The following is a 15,932-nucleotide window of genomic DNA, read 5'->3' as shown; positions in this document are numbered from 1 at the left end:
TCCCACTCGACGCAGGCCATCCCGTTCAACGGACGTCAACTGTGCGGTGCACCTGGGCCGTCGAGGTCCGGGCCGTCACCGATGGCCAGTTCCAGTCCGCCCCTCCCACCGTGGTAGCTTCTGCATGCATCTGCATACAACTCGTATGCAGAACCCGCGACGGGAAGTGCGACCCGAACTGCACGCGCTCGGCGAAGCGCGATCGGGAATCAGCGGGGAGAGCGGTGGGGATCGGTGGGGATCGCGATGGAAAAAACCATGCAGTCGGGACGTGAGAAGGCATACGCCTATCTCAAGGACCACATCCTCACAGACCCTGAGATGCAGGACCGCTTCCTCTCCGAACAGGACCTCGCTGACCGCATCGGCATTTCGCGCACCCCGATCCGCGAAGCCCTGCTCCTGCTCGCCGCCGAGGATCTTGTACGGCTGGTCCCCAAGCGTGGCGCGCATATCGCCCCGCTGTCCGGACGCGACATCGGTGAGCTGATGGAAATGCGCAGCCTGATCGAGCGCTTCGCCGCCGAACGTACGACAGCGCAGGGCACCGCCCCGGTATCGGAAATGGCCGACATCCTTGCCCTGCAGGAAACACTGAGGGGCGAGGGCACCGCAAAGGAATTCCTCGCCGCCGACCACCGCTTCCATGCCACTCTCGTCGCCGCCGCCGGAAACACCCTGATGAGCCGTCAGTACGATGCGCTACGCAGCCGTCAGGGCCGGGCGGGCGCCATCGCGCCGTACCGGTCGGAAAGGCGCCGGGACGAGGCGCTTGCCGAGCACCGGCACATTCTCGACTGCCTGGTGGCCGGCGATGCCGCGGCGGCCTGCACGGCAATCGACAGTCATATCCAGGCCACCCAACGCATCCTGATTGCCGCGTAGTTACGGCCCGGGGCGAGCCGGAGCGTTTTTGCCCCCGCGCCATGCACCAAGGGCCATCACTGGCTGCGGCGCCTCGCTAAAGGCGTCGATTGGCCAGTACGGCCACCGCACGACGTACCCGCTCGGTCTCCTCGACGTCCACATCGGCGGTGAGTAGCTCAGGCGCAGCACCCAACCGGGCGCGTACGGTGCCATCGGGCCCGATCAGGGCACTGTGTCCCACACCCATCGGCGTCTTGGTGGGCAGCTCCGGATCGGCCAGCGGATCCGGAGCCGCGGCTCCCACCGCGGCCAGCCAGACCGTCGCGTCCAAGGCGCGTGCCCGCACCAGAAGGTCCCACTGATCACGCTTACCGGGACCGGCCCCCCACGAGGCGGGCAGAACGGAAACCGTCGCCCCCGCGTCCGCATGCGCGCGGAACAACTCGGGAAACCGCAGGTCATAACAGGTGGCCAGGCCGATACGGACGCCATCGACGTCGATCGTCACCACACGTGAGCCCGCGGCAACCGTGTCCGATTCCCGGAAGCCGAACGCGTCATACAAATGGATCTTGTCGTACGACACCTCGGCATCGGGCCCCGTAGCCAGCAGCGTATTGGCCACCCGGTCCTCGGACGCCGGAGTGAACATGCCCGCAATCACCGTCACCCCCACCTCCCGGGCCACCGCCCGCACCCCTTCGGCCCACGGCCCGTCCAGCGACTCGGCCACCGGCCCCAAGGGCACCCCGAACCGCACCATGGTCGCTTCGGGGAACACCGCCAGCCGGGCTCCCTCCCGCGCCGCGCGGCGCACCTGGTCCTGCACCGCCGCGAGATTTTCCTTCGGATCGGTCGATGGGGTCATCTGACAGAGTGCGATGCGCATGCAGCTCCCTCTTCCTCTTCCTGCTCTTGATAATTCTTGAGCCGATCGCTGTGTCCCGATCGCTGTGTTCCGGACGCCACAGCGCCGACAGTCCCACGCTACGTTCCCTCCATGCCGCGCACCCCCGAAAACGAGGTCCGCACCTATGAGGAATTGATCGTCCTTGTCCGCGATCGGCACCGGGAATACCACTGTCGCGGTGACGAAGGGGAGAGCCCGAAACCTCGGTAAGGGGCTTCCTGCAGCAGGCAATTGGACCTATCTGGCACGGGCGCTTCCATCAGCCTCCTGCTGTGAGAACCGGCCTTCGGCCATGAGTGGATGCGCCCACCCGGAATCCGTTCGACGCCGGGGGAGCGGTCAGCTATAAACCGCGGATGGGCATCTGGACGGACGCATTCCTCGCACCCGCAGAGCCGACCCCGCTCCCCGTCGAACGCTTCGGCCGCATGGCCATCGATCTGATACGTCAACAGGTCGTCCGCACGCGCTGGTTCCTGGTCGTCTGCGAACTGTCCGCAAACGCCCAACTGCCGTACATCAGCGTCGTCTGGCAGGCCCGAGAGTGCGCCGTATGGCAGGCCGGCCAAGTTTTGCCGGCCTCGACTTCACCCATCCGGCTGTCTTGGACCACTTCGAATGGGAGACCACAGGTCGATCCTTGCCTGTTTCGCTCTCGCCCACCCGCAGGCCGGTGAGACCTGGGGCTGACGCGCGTCCGGTGCGGTCCCCGCACCCTCGTCCGGGCTGCCACCGGCGATTGTCAGACCCTGCCGTTACCGTTCATTGGCATGGACGGACTCTCCCCGCATGCCGCGCAGTTGCACGCCGCGATGGTTGGCCCACCGCCTGACCTGGAGGGGGCCGGCGGCGTGTGGGCGGCTTGCGCCCGCCTGACCCCGGTGGAGCTGGGCGCCCTCCTGCCGACCGCCTATCGCACCCTCGCCGATGAGCGCGCCGCCGTCCGCGCTCGGCGGGTCGCCCGCGAAGTGACCTGGGCCAAGGCGCAGCCATCGTTCACGGCCGCCACTCTCACGGAGCTTTACGCGGCGCTGGCCGCATCACCGAAGCCCACCGATGTCTGCTACGCGGCGGGCGCGCTGTTGCGCTGCACCGACACGTGGGACCAGGCGGCGCTGGCGGAGCCCGCCGGGACCCTCGTCACGGCGGCGGCGGTGGCGAAGGGGGATCACATCGCCGGCGCTGCCCTGGCAGTGGCTGCGGTAGCCGGCCCGACAGCCGAAACGGAGCTGGTCGCCCGCCTGCGGGAGACATATGAACGCAGTCCACTCAGGCTCGCCGAACTCGAAGTGATTCTTACGGCCACCGGACCCCAAGAGCGGGCATGGCTCGCCGAGGACCGCAGGCACGGCCCCATGCCGGGGACCTGGCCACCCCTGACGGACCGTCTGCAGGAGTACGTTCCCGCCCCGCTTTTCGCGGAGCTGGCCCGGCAGACCCTCCACACCGCAGCGAGCCACCTCGCTGCCCTTCACGCAGGCCGGATCCCCTACGTCGCCGACAAGGCCTTCACCACAGACGATGCGGAGACGCTCCGTCGAGCTACCTCGCTCGCCCTGCGACGCGATGAACCCTGGGCCGGCGACGTACTCGCGACCCTGCTGCCCCAGCTCGCGGTGGCTCCGACCTCGGCGCGGACCCTCCCGTCGCAGAGTGCCTGCATCGGCCTCGCCCAGGCCGTCGAGGCGTACCCGACACCCGAATCCGTCGCCGCGCTACGCGAAGCCCGCCGGGTCGTCCGGCACGCCGGCGTCAGCAAGAAGCTCGACCGCATCCTGCACCGCGCCGAGCGCAACCTCAGCCGACGCCCCGAGATCGTGGTCCGCCTCCCCGACCTCGGCTATGGGCCGGACGGAACCCGGCGCATCCCCTGCGGTAAGTACACCGCCGTACTTACTGTCTCCGACCAATCCGACGAACCCACTCTGACCTGGGAGCATTCCGACGGACGCTCCTTGCGGGCCCTCCCGCCCGCCGCTCGTCGCGACCACTCCGAGGAAGTCGCCGCGGCCCGCGATGTACTACGGAAAACCCGCGCCCGGATACGCACCCTGATCCGCGGCCTCGAAGGCGGCTACCTCGACGGAACCGTCTACCGATTCGACCGCTGGCGCGATGCCCTCGCCACGCACCCGGTAGCGCGTGGTGCGGCCCGCCGACTGATCTGGGAGATCGAACACGCCCCTGGAGACTGGCGAGCGGTGCTCCCGGCAGCCGGCTCTCCGGTACACCCTGACCACGACTCCAACTCCGACTCCGACCCTGGCTCCAGGTCCGGCTCCGACTCCGTCCCCGACCCGTCGTCGGGCGTCCGTCTCTGGCACCCCGCCCGCGCCACGGATAACGAGCGACGCCGCTGGCGCGACCAAATCGCCGACCTGCGTCTGCGCCAGCCTTTCCGGCAGGCCTATCGCGAGCATTACCAGCCCCAGGAGAGTGGCAATACCACCGCGATGTTCCACGGCCACTTGGTCCGCGTCGAGGCGGTCCTGGGCCTGGCCACACGCCAGGGCTGGAGCATCGAAGACGAGGAACTCGCCTTTCCCCTCCCCGATATGAAGGCTTTCCTCGACATCTCCGCCAAGCTCTACCCAGGCGTTACGGGATGGGCCGAGGCCCGGCATGTGCACTTCGTTCGTGCCGAGGGCGGACCACAACCGCTGTCCGGCATCGACCCCGTGCGACGGTCGGAGATCCTTCGCTCGGTCGACCTCCTCATCAGCGCCGGAAGCTTCGCCTGGTGCGACGCCCACACGGACGCCCACACCAACACCCATCCCAACGCCCACACCAGCCCCCATGACCATGACGCCTGGCACGATCTCAATCGCCTCTACGACCTCCCCCTCGGCCAGACCGCCCGCCTCCGCCGCGAGGCACTGCAGCGCATCCTCGCCAGTCACATATCCTCCGGCCGCCTAGAGCTCGGCCCCCGGCACCTGCACCTGGACGGCTACGACATCCATCTGGCCACCGGCCGCGTAACCCGCGACGGCGACCCGGTGGCCATAAGCCTGCCCGAGGGCCGTGCAGCAGCCCGGTCCCTCCCGTTCCTCCCGTACGACGAAAAGCTTCTGGAACGCATCGTCCGCACAACAGAGGAACTCATGGCACGGCACGGAAGCGGCTCCTTGGGCTGAAGTTTCGCGGGGTTCACGCCAGTACCACCACCGCCGCGCAGCGCACCAATGCGCCCGGGGTGCCCCGTACACCTGGGCGCATTGATGCGCTGCGGGGCGATCTCGATGGCGGCGGCGCGTACGAACACCTCCAGCGCGCCGTTGGCCATCGAGGCCGCGGTCCCCGTGGGAATGGGCTCGCGGCTGAGCACTCCGGTGATCAGGGCGAAGGACCCGCGCTCGGCGATGCGGCCGACCCGTCAGGACAAGAAGTCTCGGGACGTCATGACCTCACAGCCGCGCACGGACCGCGCAGCCCCAAACAATCCCCGCGGTCCCCGCTCAGTCCTCCGCCCGCTGCGTGATGGCGGCTCCGGTGCGGTCTCCCAGGAACTCGTACCATCGGCGCTGCAGGCAGACATACCGGGTATCGGCCTCGACAAGACTGAGGAAGGCGCGCACGGTCTCCCCGAGGCGCTGTTGCAGCTCGGGGTCGGCCAGCTTTCCGTCCTCCGTGAAGCCCTGATGAGCCGCGGCAAGGCTGAACATGTCCGGGTAGACCCGGGTGCCGAGGTGCTCCAGCGGAACTCTCAGCGCCCACAGCCCCCGGTTGCCGCCGACCAAGGACGGTGAGGCGGAGACAAGCAGCGCGTGCTTGTTCTTGAATGGCTGGGGCTGGATCCGGGAGACCCAGTCGATCGCGTTCTTCACCACTCCCGGGACGGAGGCGTTGTACTCGGGGGAGGAGAGCACAAAAGCGTTGCACCGTTCGAGCCGGTCACGCAGCGCCAGCGCGCCCTTCGGCACCCCTTGCGCGGCCTCCACGTCGGCGTCGTACAGCGGCATGTCGAAGTCCCGCATCGCGGCCAGATCGACGGTGGCGCCGGCCTCCGTGAGCATGTGCCCCACAAGGGAAGCCAAGCGGACGTTGGTCGATCCGGTCCGCAGCGAAGCACCGAGGACACATACGCGCAGCGGGCCGGGCTGTGCATCCGTGGGCATGGATTACATCCTTCCGGCACGTGAACGCGCGCCTTCAAGGCTCGAGGCCGACCGTGCGGAGCGACCGCCTGGGTGTGGCAGCAGCGTATAGCTGCCACCGCGGCAAGTCCGGTACCACCGCGCCGCACCCCTGTCTGCTCCGCCATCCGACGCATCCGCACCGCAGGCGTCAGCGGTTCCACCAGATGAGTACGCCACCCAGCACGAGCAGCAGACAGATGCCGAGGTTGACCACCTTGTGCGCGAGGAACACCGCGGCGAACTCGCGGATCGTCGCGCTGGGCCAGAAATAGGCGGCGGTGGGGGAGCCCACGACCTGACCGTTGACTCCGGCTTTCCGCGCCATCAAAGCGGCACGGAAGGCGTGGTAGTTGTTGGTGACGACGACACACCGGTAATCCGGCTTCGCGTCCTCCATGATCTTCTTGCTGAACCGCAGGTTCTCCTCGGTGGTACGAGAGCGGTCCTCCCGCTCGATCCGGTCCGCCGGAAACCCCCGCTCGATGAGGTAGTTGGCCATGGCGTGGGACTCCGGCAGCCTCTCGTCCGGCCCCTGTCCACCAGAGGTCAGCAGTACGGGGGTGCTGCCGCGGGCGGCGAGCTGTTCGTACACCGCGCGGCCGCGTTCCAGCCGACTGGCCAGCAGCGGCGGCACTTTGGATCCGCCGATGAGCCCGGAGCCCAGGACAATCACGTAGTCGGCGTCACGACGGACCCGCAACCGTCCGTAGAGGAAGGCGTAGCCGACGAAGCACAGAAAGAGGAACGAGACATAGCCGACCAGCCCGACGGCGGTGACACCGATCACGAGCAGTGTGCGCGAGCGCATGACGAGGGCCGCAACCAGCAACGCGATAACCGACAGGATGCCGAGCCCGGCCAGCAGGGACAGCAGATTGGCGGGGCGCCTGCCTTCCTTGCGCACCATTTTCACGCCGTTGGCGATCAAGAAGCAGGCGAGGACGACGATCCCCAGCGCCGGTAGCGCCAGCAGCGCGACGATCGCGATCGCCCCCAGAAACGAATGTGCCTGGCCGACCTTGCCGACCACCGCCAGCAGCGCGAACGTGACGGCGAGCCCCAGATGCACGGCATTGCCGAACCGGCGCCGGTCGCGCAGCACGCCGACGCCGAACAGGACGGAGAACAAGACCGCGGGAGCGAAGACCAACATGCCCACATCGTAGGCAAATTCAGCAAGCGCGGAGCACGCGGCGGCACAGTCACCCGCCAGGCACCACCTCGACGGATCCGATGTACTCCTGGGTCTCCGCATCGCGCAGCCGTACGAGCTGCGCCCAGTAATAGATCACCAGGCTGAACGCGGCGATGATCACGATGTCCCACCACAGCGGAATGGCGTCCGCCGCGCCACAGGACACCGTGGATGCCGGGCCCGTGCTGCAGAAGCCACCCTGCCAGGAGATCACGCCCATGCCCACCAAGTAGACGGGCAGCCACTGCGCGGACCTCCAGTCCGGGTGCGGGACCTTCGGGTTGAGCCTGAGCAGCGCCGAGCCGCCGAGCAGCAGATAGCCGAGCACGATCGCCACGCCCAGCCGCCACAGCGTGTCCCAGCCGGCCCAGTAGATGATCAGGTTCGACACGATGAATGCCACCGGCGCCCAGAACATTCCGCCGGGCAGCCGGTAGGGGCGAGGCCGGTCCGGATCCTGTTTGCGCAGACACCCGAAGGCGAGCGGTGCGCCCGCGTACATCAGCACACTCGACGAGGTGACAAAGCCGACCAGCTTCTGCCAGGTGGGAAAGGGCAGGAAGACGACGAGCCCGATGACGAACGCGAAAAGCAGGCCGAACCACGGCACACCCTGTCTGGTGGTGCGCTCGAAGACCGCGGGCACATAGCCGTTGCGGGACAGACCGTACGAGACCCGCGATGTGGCCGTCATATAGATCAGACCGGTGCCGGACGGCGAGATGACCGCGTCGATATACAGCAGCGTTGCCAGCCAGCCGAGGCCGACCGAGGCGGCCAGACCGGCGAACGGTCCCGCCTTGCCGGCGAACGACAGGTTGGCCCACCCGTGCGCGAACGCGCTGTGCGGCAGGGCGCCGATGAAGACCACCTGCAGGGCCATGTAGATGAATACGCCGATGAAGATCGAGCCGATGACTGCCCGGGGGATGTCCTTTGCCGGATTACGACTCTCGCCCGCCAGTTGGTCGGCCTGCTCGAAGCCCAGCAACGCGAAGATGATGCCGCTGGTACTGACGGCGGAAAGCACGCCCTTGGCGCCGAACGGGGCGAAGCCCTGGTAGCCGAAATTGCTGCCGTGGAAGGCGGTCACCGCCAGTACGAGGATGGTGAGGACGGGTACGAAGACTTTCCACCACGTCGCCACGCTGTTGGTGTGCGCCAGCCATCTGATGCCGAAGAAGTTGACGATGACGAAGAACGCCATGAACGCGACGGCCAGAGCGTATCCGCCGGCGGTCAGATGGTTCTTGGAGGCCTGCACCCAGGGGGCGTGCACGCTGAGGTAGTCCAGCGACGCCATGACCTCGATCGGTGCCACGGTGACCGCCTGCAGCCAGGAAAACCAGCCGAAGGACGCACCGGCGGCGCTGCCGAACGCGTAGTGGGGGAAACGCGCCGTGCCGCCTGCGACGGGATACGTGGCTCCCAGTTCGGCATGCACAAAGGCCAGGACGATAATGGCGACGGCCCCGATCGCCCAGGAGATGAGAGCCGCCGTGCCGGCTGCCTGCGCAGCGAACAGCGCGCCGAACAGCCACCCGGATCCGATGATGGACCCTCCTGATGTCCAGATCAGGCCGATCAAGCCGATGTCTCGCTTGAGCCCTGGATTCATGGGCGCGGCCGGAACAGGTGCTGCTCTGTGCATCTCCACGGGGCGTGTCCTCGTTCTGAGAGGTGAGGCGTAATGCGCCATGCGCGGTTACGGGGAATTCCACTCTCACGGAAGCCCATACGGAAAGCGGCAGCGCCGCGCCGAATGCATCGGCGCGGCGTAGGGAACGGCGCCGGTATGGGTCACGGCCGCCGGAGCTCGGGCGTACGTGGTCCGGGCGTTACTTCACACGTCCGCTGTGACGGCCGGCTTACCGAACCACCGGATCGGTAACCACCGGATCGGTAACCACCGGATCGGCGATACAAAAGGTGCTGCCGTTGCGCGGGCCGAGCCGGACTCCGATATCCAGGGAACGGGCCGAACCGTCAACCGAGAAGGCTCTGCTCGTTTTGGCGAGTTGCGCTGCGCGCTGTCCCCGATAGCGGAAATACACGCTGATGTGGTGGTCACCGGGAGCGACGGTGATTTCCGTGGCTCCCCACTTCGCTTCGTGCGGCCGGCCGTCGATTTCGATGACCGGCGTGGTGAGCAGATGATGGAACCATGCCGCGAAACGCGAGGGCTTGACATCAACCACGACAACCGACCCTGTTTTCCCCATGAGTTGATGATAGGCGTCGGCGTCGGCGTCCGGAACACCGGAACTGCCGACGACTCAGTGCGACGCCTGTGCGGCCGCGCGTTCGCGGGCGAGCGCGGCCCGCGTGGGGTCGCCGAGCTGTTCCTCGAGCCGGGCCTGGGCCGACCAGTTGTACGGGCAGATCGGGCGCAGCTGGATGCGTTCGCTCAGCAGCGTCCGCGCCAGCCCGGCGCGGCCGGCACGGAGGGCCGCCTCGACGAGGGTGCGCTGGATGGCGTCCCGTTGGGCGTGGCTGCCGCCGAAGTCGTTGAGGCGGTGTCGCAGGGGCAGGAGCAGGTCGGCGGCACGGTCGTAGTTCCGCTGTCCGTAGGCGATGAGTGCCCGGCAGACCGGCAGGCCGATGCCGGCGGTCATGGCCCGGTTGGACACGCCAGGTTCCGCCCCGGCCACCCAGCTCTGCCGGTCGTGCACCAGGCGCTCGGCCTGGGCGAGGCGGCCCGCTCCCACGTACGCCATGACGGCGTGCACGTCGTTGAAGGCGTAGTGGGGACCGTCCTGACGGCTCTCCCAGGCATCGGCGAGCTGGGCCCACCGTGCGCTCTGATCGTCCTGGGCCAGATACAGCCGCCACAGCAGGGCGGCGGCGTCCAGCAGCTGCATCGCCGCACCCGGCGACGCCTCGTGGTGGATGGCGGAGTCGTAGATCTCCAACACGCGGGCGGTGTCGCCAAGTTCCAGCGAGTACAGGGCGTAGTGCCACCAGTTGTGGACGGTGAGCAGGGTGCCCGCTGACCAGTCCTCGCTACGGGCGTCGAGGAAGCGGATACCGTCCGTGAAGCGGCCCCGCATCTCGTAGGTGTGCACCACGCCGTGGATTCCCCACACATCGTGCGGATGCTGCGCAAGGGCCGCCAGACCGGCCTCCTCGGCGCGTTCGTAGTGTCCGGTCTCCTCCAGGCCGAACGCGTACATGCTCAGCAGCGGACCGTGGTGCCGGTCGTCCTCGCTCCAGGCGCCCAGCGCTCCGCCGATACGGTCGCGCAGGCGCTGGGCATCCCCGGTGAGGAAGTCGTGCTGATGTCCCGCGAAGAGCGCCAGGGCATCACGCGGGTAGGCCATGGTGAGATCGCCGAGTACGCGGCCGGCGCCGTAGAGGTCACCGTCCAGCCAGGCCGCTGCCGCGGCCATGTGCATGCGCTCGCGGCGCGTCAGGGCACTCTCGTCAAGACCGGAGCGGAAGTGCGTGAAAGCTTTCCGAGCAGCAGCCGCGTCTTTCTCCTCGGTCCCCAGCACCCCCAGGTACGCAGCCAGGGCCTGACCCATCACCGATCCCGGTGAGGACGCAAGGACCGACTGCGTACTCTCCACGACCTCCGGCCGGAAGAACAGCAAATCGTCCAGGGCCTGTTCGTAATGAACGTGGGCCTCGGCGCCGGTGTCGCTCATCCGATGCCCATGACGGTCCGCTGTCATACATAGCTCCCGGGGTGCTCAGAACGGGCGGGGCTGGGGGACTGGCGGGAGGACGCAGAGCCCCTCGTGGCACCATGGCCCGCCGTCACCTCCGCTCGCCATCCTTCCACCGCTCCATCGTGACCGCTTGGCTGCCATGCGGAAAGGGCGGCTCAGGATGAGGCCGTGCCCGCTTGCATTGGCGGCCCGCACGGCCGCGCCGGACCGCCGGCAACGACCGCGGGACCGTCGGCAACGACATCATCGGCTCGGAGCGCCACCGGGCGAGCGCGTCGACGTCACTCTGCGATGCCCCTGGTGAGCACGACAACGGTGACGAATCTGCGGTAGAGCCGGATCGGGTCCTCGTCGGTCAGGCGGACGGTCACGGCATCGCTGCGTTCGACACCGATGATCCACGTGGCCATCTCGGCGAGGTCCGGGTTGCGGAACCGTACGGTCAGCGTGGCGGGCAAGGTGATGCGCGGCGGAGTGGCCTGCGGCAGGGTCCGTATGGCCTCCCGCGCGGCATTGTGGATCAATTCCCGTGCCTCGAGGGGATGGAGGCTGTCCGCGGCGAACCTGGACACCGATGACTTGACCACGGCGCTGCGGATTCCGGGGCAGAAAGGCGCGATCTCCGCGGCGGTTGTGTCGTCGCCGGTGATCAGCAGCACCGGCACCCCATGGCCCAGCGCGACCAGGGCGTTGATACCGCTCTCCCCGGCGATCACGCCGCCCAGCCGTACTTCGCTGATGGCTCGCGGGTTGTAGGTGTGGGACAGCGTGGCCGGTGCGCCCGACATCGAGCCGTGGTAGGAGACGAAGAAGACACCGTCGAACGAGGCGTCCAGGCCCTGCATCATGTAGAGCGGCTTGTGCCGTCCGGACAGATACCGGGCGCGGCCCGCGAGGGTGTCGGGGCGCAGGTTGGCCATCGTCGAGTGGGAGTCGTTGACCAGGAACTCGCTCGCGCCGCCGGCTGCCGCCCCCTCGATCGCGGCGTTGACTTCCTCCTGTAACAGGCCCCGGTAGTAGGCGTATTCAGGCTCCGAGGGACGGCACTGCGACCAGTCCACGATGCCTGCGGTGCCCTCCATGTCGGAGGAGACGAAGATTTTCACGACACACGCTCCATGGGTGTGGTGGCGAGTGCCAAATAGGGTACGGGGGAAAGACGTGGCCGGTTCGCTCAGTCCGGTTCGCTGAGTCCGGTTCACGTGCGTGCAGCTGCACGCCGGCATTGCAGAACAACGGTGCGTCGCGCACGCGGTCTCGGCCCGACCGTTACCACGTGAGCCTCTGGCTGGTCCCCTTCCGTCTTCCTCAACTCCCGTTGTCGTGCGACTGTTTGACCGGTGCCGCGGAGCGGAACCAGGGGGAGGGCGACACGGCATGACGGGTATGGGAATCAGGCCGCTCGGCGACGACCCGCAGCGGCTCGGTGCCTACCGGCTGCTGGGGCGGCTCGGTTCGGGCGGTATGGGGCGGATCTATCTGGCGCGGTCATCCGTGGACGGTTCGCTCGTCGCGGTCAAGACGCTGCTGGCCGACGGCGTCGTCAGCGACACCGACCGGCGGCGGTTCGCCCGCGAAGTGCGGCTGGCCCGGCGGATCGACAGCGCGTACACGGCCCGGGTGCGCGACGCCGACCCGGACGCCGAGCTGCCATGGATGGCTATCGAGTACATACCGGCGCCCGCGCTGTCCGAGCTCGTCCGCAGCGCGGGACGGCTGCCCGGCTCGGCGGTGCGCTGGATCGCGGCGGGCACCGCGCAGGCGCTGGTGGCGCTGCACGACGAGGGCATCATCCACCGGGACGTCAAGCCCCAGAACATCCTGCTGCCCCTGTCCGGGCCACGCCTCATCGACTTCGGCATCTCACACGCCAACGACATCACCCGTACGACGCTGACGCTGGGCACCATCGCTTTCACCTCGCCGGAGCAGGCGCGTGCCGAGCCTTCCACCACGGCGTCCGATGTGTACTCGATGGGTGCGACGCTCTTCCACCTCGCCGTCGGCCGCCCGCCCTACCCCGACGTCGACGACACGATCCGTCTGCTGACCTTCGTCCAGCGCGGCGAACTCGACCTGACGGGGCTGCCCAAGGAACTGGCCCCGCTGATCCGCCCGTGCCTCGCCGCCGATCCGGGCGATCGGCCCGAACCCGCCGACGTACTGCGACGCTTCCTGGAGGAAGTCGACCGGACACCCACTTCGCAGCGCGGCGAGCGCTGGCTGCCGCCGCGGTGGACCGCACTGATCGAGAAGTACGAGGCGCAAGGCCGGGCGCTACGCGAGGGCGCGGAGGCTCCCACGATCGACGGGCGGACGCAGCAGGTGCCGCCGCCGGGGCGCACCCGCGTCTACACCGAGGAGCGGGCCGCGCGCCAGAAACAGATCCAGCGAGCCCGCGCCGAGGAGAAGCGCAGGAAGGAGGAAGAGCGTAGGAGGGAGGGAGAGCGTAGGAGGGAGGAGAACCGCAAGAGGGCCGAGGCTCGGGCGCGGATGGCGAACGCGCTGAAGGCCCAGGAAGAGCGACGGGAACGCGAAGAGCGGCAGCGACGGGAGCGCGAAGAGCAGCAGCGGCGCAAGCGCTCCGAACAGGCCCGGCAGGCGCAGCGGGCGCGGACCTCGGCGCCCTCCTCGTCCCGGTCATCATCTCCGCCGCAGTCGGCCAAATCCTCGTCCGACGGCGGCTTGTGGGTAGTGGTCGTGCTGATCGCCCTCGCGCTCTTCATCTGGCGGCCGTGGGAAAAAACTGACACAGCCGGTTCGACGAGCGGCACGTCGAGCAGCTCGTCGAGCGGTACGTACACGAGTGGCGGGACCGGATCCGCCTCGACGAGCGGGGCGCTGACGAGCGGCGGTAGCGGTGCGACGCCTACGTCTGGCGCGTACACGGACGGCGGGAGCGCTCCCTCGCCCACACCTACGCCGACGCCGACACCGACGCCTGCGCCGACAACCGATGCGCCCCACACCCCGAGCCCGGTCGATGCGGCCTTCGCCTCCGTACGGACCGGCGACTGCCTCGACGCCTACCAGGACGGCTACGGCAAGTGGAGCCGAACGGCTCCGCTACAGGTCGGCTGCGGTGCGGCCAACGCGTATCTGCAGGTGCTCGCGGTGACCACCGGGAGCTGCCCGTCCGGCGGGGGACGCGGCAGCTGGTGGCACAGCGGCGAGGACTACTCGTCCACCAACCTGTGCGTGGAGCGGCAGTTCCGTAAGGGCCAGTGCTTCTTGGCCAAGGCCGCGGGCGGCCGCCCAGGCGGTGCGAACCTCCTCACCTTATGGAACTGCAGCGCCAACCGGGTGCCACAGGAGTTCAACTACATCATGCAGGTCACGGCCGTTCTGCCGGCCTCGGCGGGCACGAACGCCTGCCCGCGTGACCCGGGCCGCTACGGCTATTCCTGGAACGTTTACGACGGCGGGACCATGATCTGCGCCAAGGTCGCCTGACACCGCTCGCGCCGGCCACCCTGCCCGCGCGGCCGTCGGCCCTGGAGCAACCCGGTGGCGTTCACCGCGGTCGCCGTCGGCGCCGCCACATACGCCTTGGGCGGATACGCGGAAGACCGGGACCCGCCCGGGGATCCGCGGCGGCCGGCCGAACAGCTGGCGATCATCGACCTCTGCCAGGACTTCGCGAAGGAGAAGATCCGGCCCGCCGCCCGAGCGGTCGACGAGGCCGACACCGAAGTCCCCTGGGAGATCTGGGGAGAAGCCGCCAGGATGGGCCTGACCTCCTTCATGCTTCCCGAGGAATACGGAGGCGGCGGTTCCACCGACCTGTTCACCCAGTGCCTGGTGCAGGAAGAGCTGTGCGTCGGCGACCTGGGCCTGGGGAACCTGCTGACCGCCAATGGCTTCTTCGCCCACCCGATCCTCGAACTCGGCACCGACGAGCAGAAGGAACGCCTGCTGCGTCCGCTGGCTGGCGAGGCACCGCCGATGACCTCGCTCGCGGTCACCGAACCCGATGTCGGCTCCGATGCCGCCTCGCTCCGCACCCTGGCCGTGCGCAAGGGCGACCGCTACCTCCTGACCGGCCGCAAAGCATGGATTTCCAACGCGGGTGCGTCGGAGTTCTACATCATCTTCGCCACCGTCGACCCGAGCCTGCGCGCCAAGGGCATCACCGCCTTCGTCGGGCGCGCGGGATCCCGTTCCCCGAGGCCGGGTTGGCGCAGTGCCCCCAGGAGGCGGTGCGGATCGCACGGTCCTGGGACGGCCCGTCTGTGGCGAAGGCCGTCGGGCGCTCGCACAAGACCGAGGTCGGCGGCGTCCGGCTCGGCCTGGAGACCGACGCCGACGTCACCGCCGCATTCGAGGACTTCGCCGCCCGGCTGGGCGCCCGCTCCGTGGTCATCGAGCGCATGGATACCCGCCCGGACGCCGTCGAACTGATCGCCGGCGTGCGCTATGACCCCGTCTTCGGCCCAGTGGTGCTCGTCGGTGCCGGCGGCACGTCGGCCGAACTGTGGCGGGACACCGCGCTCGAACTCGCGCCCGTAACGGCCGACGGCGCTCGGGCGATGCTCCGCCGGCTGACCTGCTGGCCGCTGCTGAACGGGTGGCGCGGGGCCGCCCCATGCGATGTGGACGCCGTCGCGCGGGCCGTCGCCGCACTGTCCACACTGCCCGCGCGCGACCGCACGGTCGTCTCCGCCGAGATCAACCCGCTGCGGGCGGGACCTGACGGGGTCCTCGCGGTGGAGCTACTCATCGAGCGCGCCGCGGCCCTCGACGCCGCGCCGGTTGACGTACTCGTCGAGCCCGCCGCGCCGCCCGACGTCGCGTCGCCCGATGCCGAGCTGGCCGACGGCATGACCAGCAATGCCGGCACCACCGAGGAGGAAGACTGACATGAGTGGCACCGCGCCATTCCGGGGCAGGGTCGCGATGATCACCGGAGGCGGGTCGGGCATCGGACGCGCCACAGCCCTCCGGTACGTCGACGGGTGGTCGGCAATGTGCCCGCGGGCCGGTTCGCCTCGCCGGAGGAGCTGGCAGACATTGCCGCGTTCCTGCTCGAAGACCGCTCCGCCTACATCACCGGCGAGGTGCTGACCGCCGACGGCGGACAGTGGCTGGGCCGACAGGTCTACGGCGCACCACTCGGGCCGGATTCTTGAGGTGGCGCCGGATTCCTG

General features: G+C 68.7%; 12 protein-coding genes and 2 pseudogenes. 6 read left to right on the top strand and 8 right to left on the bottom strand.

The window, feature by feature from the left end; all coding sequences use genetic code 11:
* Positions 1–258 precede the first annotated feature (258 nt).
* Entirely contained in the window at positions 259–885 is a 627-nt protein-coding gene (locus ACZ4S3_RS30595) for a GntR family transcriptional regulator (protein WP_467939897.1), read from the top strand.
* Between the two features lie 76 nt (positions 886–961).
* On the opposite strand, the gene ACZ4S3_RS30590 is transcribed toward ACZ4S3_RS30595, so the two are convergent.
* The gene (locus ACZ4S3_RS30590) at positions 962–1,756 is read right to left on the bottom strand and encodes a carbon-nitrogen hydrolase family protein (protein ID WP_467939834.1); all 795 of its coding nucleotides are present in this window, start codon (positions 1,754–1,756) and stop codon (positions 962–964) included.
* 791 nt (positions 1,757–2,547) lie between these two features.
* On the opposite strand from ACZ4S3_RS30590, the gene ACZ4S3_RS30585 reads away from it, so the two are divergent.
* Complete coding sequence (locus tag ACZ4S3_RS30585; RefSeq protein ID WP_467939832.1) at positions 2,548–4,917, top strand: DUF4132 domain-containing protein; 2,370 nt, start codon at positions 2,548–2,550, stop codon at positions 4,915–4,917.
* Between the two features lie 77 nt (positions 4,918–4,994).
* Here the strand turns inward: ACZ4S3_RS30585 and ACZ4S3_RS30580 are convergent.
* The 7 genes and pseudogenes from ACZ4S3_RS30580 to ACZ4S3_RS30550 all read right to left on the bottom strand — a co-directional run.
* A pseudogene (locus ACZ4S3_RS30580) lies at positions 4,995–5,153 on the bottom strand (short chain dehydrogenase); the annotation flags it as partial.
* A gap of 85 nt (positions 5,154–5,238) precedes the next feature.
* Positions 5,239–5,898 (bottom strand): NADPH-dependent FMN reductase, encoded by a 660-nt coding sequence (locus ACZ4S3_RS30575; protein ID WP_467939830.1) that lies wholly within the window; start codon positions 5,896–5,898, stop codon positions 5,239–5,241.
* Between the two features lie 169 nt (positions 5,899–6,067).
* Positions 6,068–7,072, bottom strand: coding sequence for a YdcF family protein (locus ACZ4S3_RS30570; protein WP_467939828.1), 1,005 nt, complete (start codon positions 7,070–7,072; stop codon positions 6,068–6,070).
* 49 nt (positions 7,073–7,121) lie between these two features.
* A complete protein-coding gene (locus tag ACZ4S3_RS30565) occupies positions 7,122–8,732 on the bottom strand; it encodes an APC family permease (protein ID WP_467939826.1) in 1,611 nt (536 codons plus the stop codon).
* A 250-nt stretch (positions 8,733–8,982) separates the two neighbouring features.
* A complete protein-coding gene (locus tag ACZ4S3_RS30560; protein WP_467939824.1) occupies positions 8,983–9,336 on the bottom strand; it encodes a hypothetical protein in 354 nt (117 codons plus the stop codon).
* A 54-nt stretch (positions 9,337–9,390) separates the two neighbouring features.
* On the bottom strand, positions 9,391–10,788 hold the full coding sequence (locus tag ACZ4S3_RS30555; protein WP_467939822.1) for a tetratricopeptide repeat protein: 1,398 nt from the start codon (positions 10,786–10,788) through the stop codon (positions 9,391–9,393).
* A gap of 278 nt (positions 10,789–11,066) precedes the next feature.
* Positions 11,067–11,891 (bottom strand): M55 family metallopeptidase, encoded by an 825-nt coding sequence (locus ACZ4S3_RS30550; protein WP_467939820.1) that lies wholly within the window; start codon positions 11,889–11,891, stop codon positions 11,067–11,069.
* Positions 11,892–12,162: 271 nt separating this feature from the next.
* On the opposite strand from ACZ4S3_RS30550, the gene ACZ4S3_RS30545 reads away from it, so the two are divergent.
* The 4 genes and pseudogenes from ACZ4S3_RS30545 to ACZ4S3_RS30530 all read left to right on the top strand — a co-directional run bounded on the left by ACZ4S3_RS30545 (position 12,163) and on the right by ACZ4S3_RS30530 (position 15,914).
* Positions 12,163–14,238: a serine/threonine-protein kinase gene (locus tag ACZ4S3_RS30545; protein ID WP_467939818.1), complete on the top strand. Its 2,076-nt coding sequence runs from the start codon at positions 12,163–12,165 to the stop codon at positions 14,236–14,238.
* Between the two features lie 54 nt (positions 14,239–14,292).
* A pseudogene (locus tag ACZ4S3_RS30540) lies at positions 14,293–14,922 on the top strand (acyl-CoA dehydrogenase family protein); the annotation flags it as partial.
* Positions 14,838–15,644 carry an acetate--CoA ligase family protein gene (locus ACZ4S3_RS30535; protein WP_467939816.1) on the top strand — a complete coding sequence of 269 codons (807 nt, stop codon included), beginning with the start codon at positions 14,838–14,840 and terminating at the stop codon, positions 15,642–15,644. The pseudogene ACZ4S3_RS30540 and the gene ACZ4S3_RS30535, both read left to right, overlap by 85 nt.
* A gap of 18 nt (positions 15,645–15,662) precedes the next feature.
* Positions 15,663–15,914: an SDR family oxidoreductase gene (locus tag ACZ4S3_RS30530; protein WP_467939895.1), complete on the top strand. Its 252-nt coding sequence runs from the start codon at positions 15,663–15,665 to the stop codon at positions 15,912–15,914.
* Positions 15,915–15,932 lie beyond the last annotated feature (18 nt).

The organism is Streptomyces sp. NPDC028368 (assembly GCF_055565615.1).
Note: the sequence above shows the minus strand (reverse complement) of the source record. Positions and strands in the feature narration are given on the sequence as shown.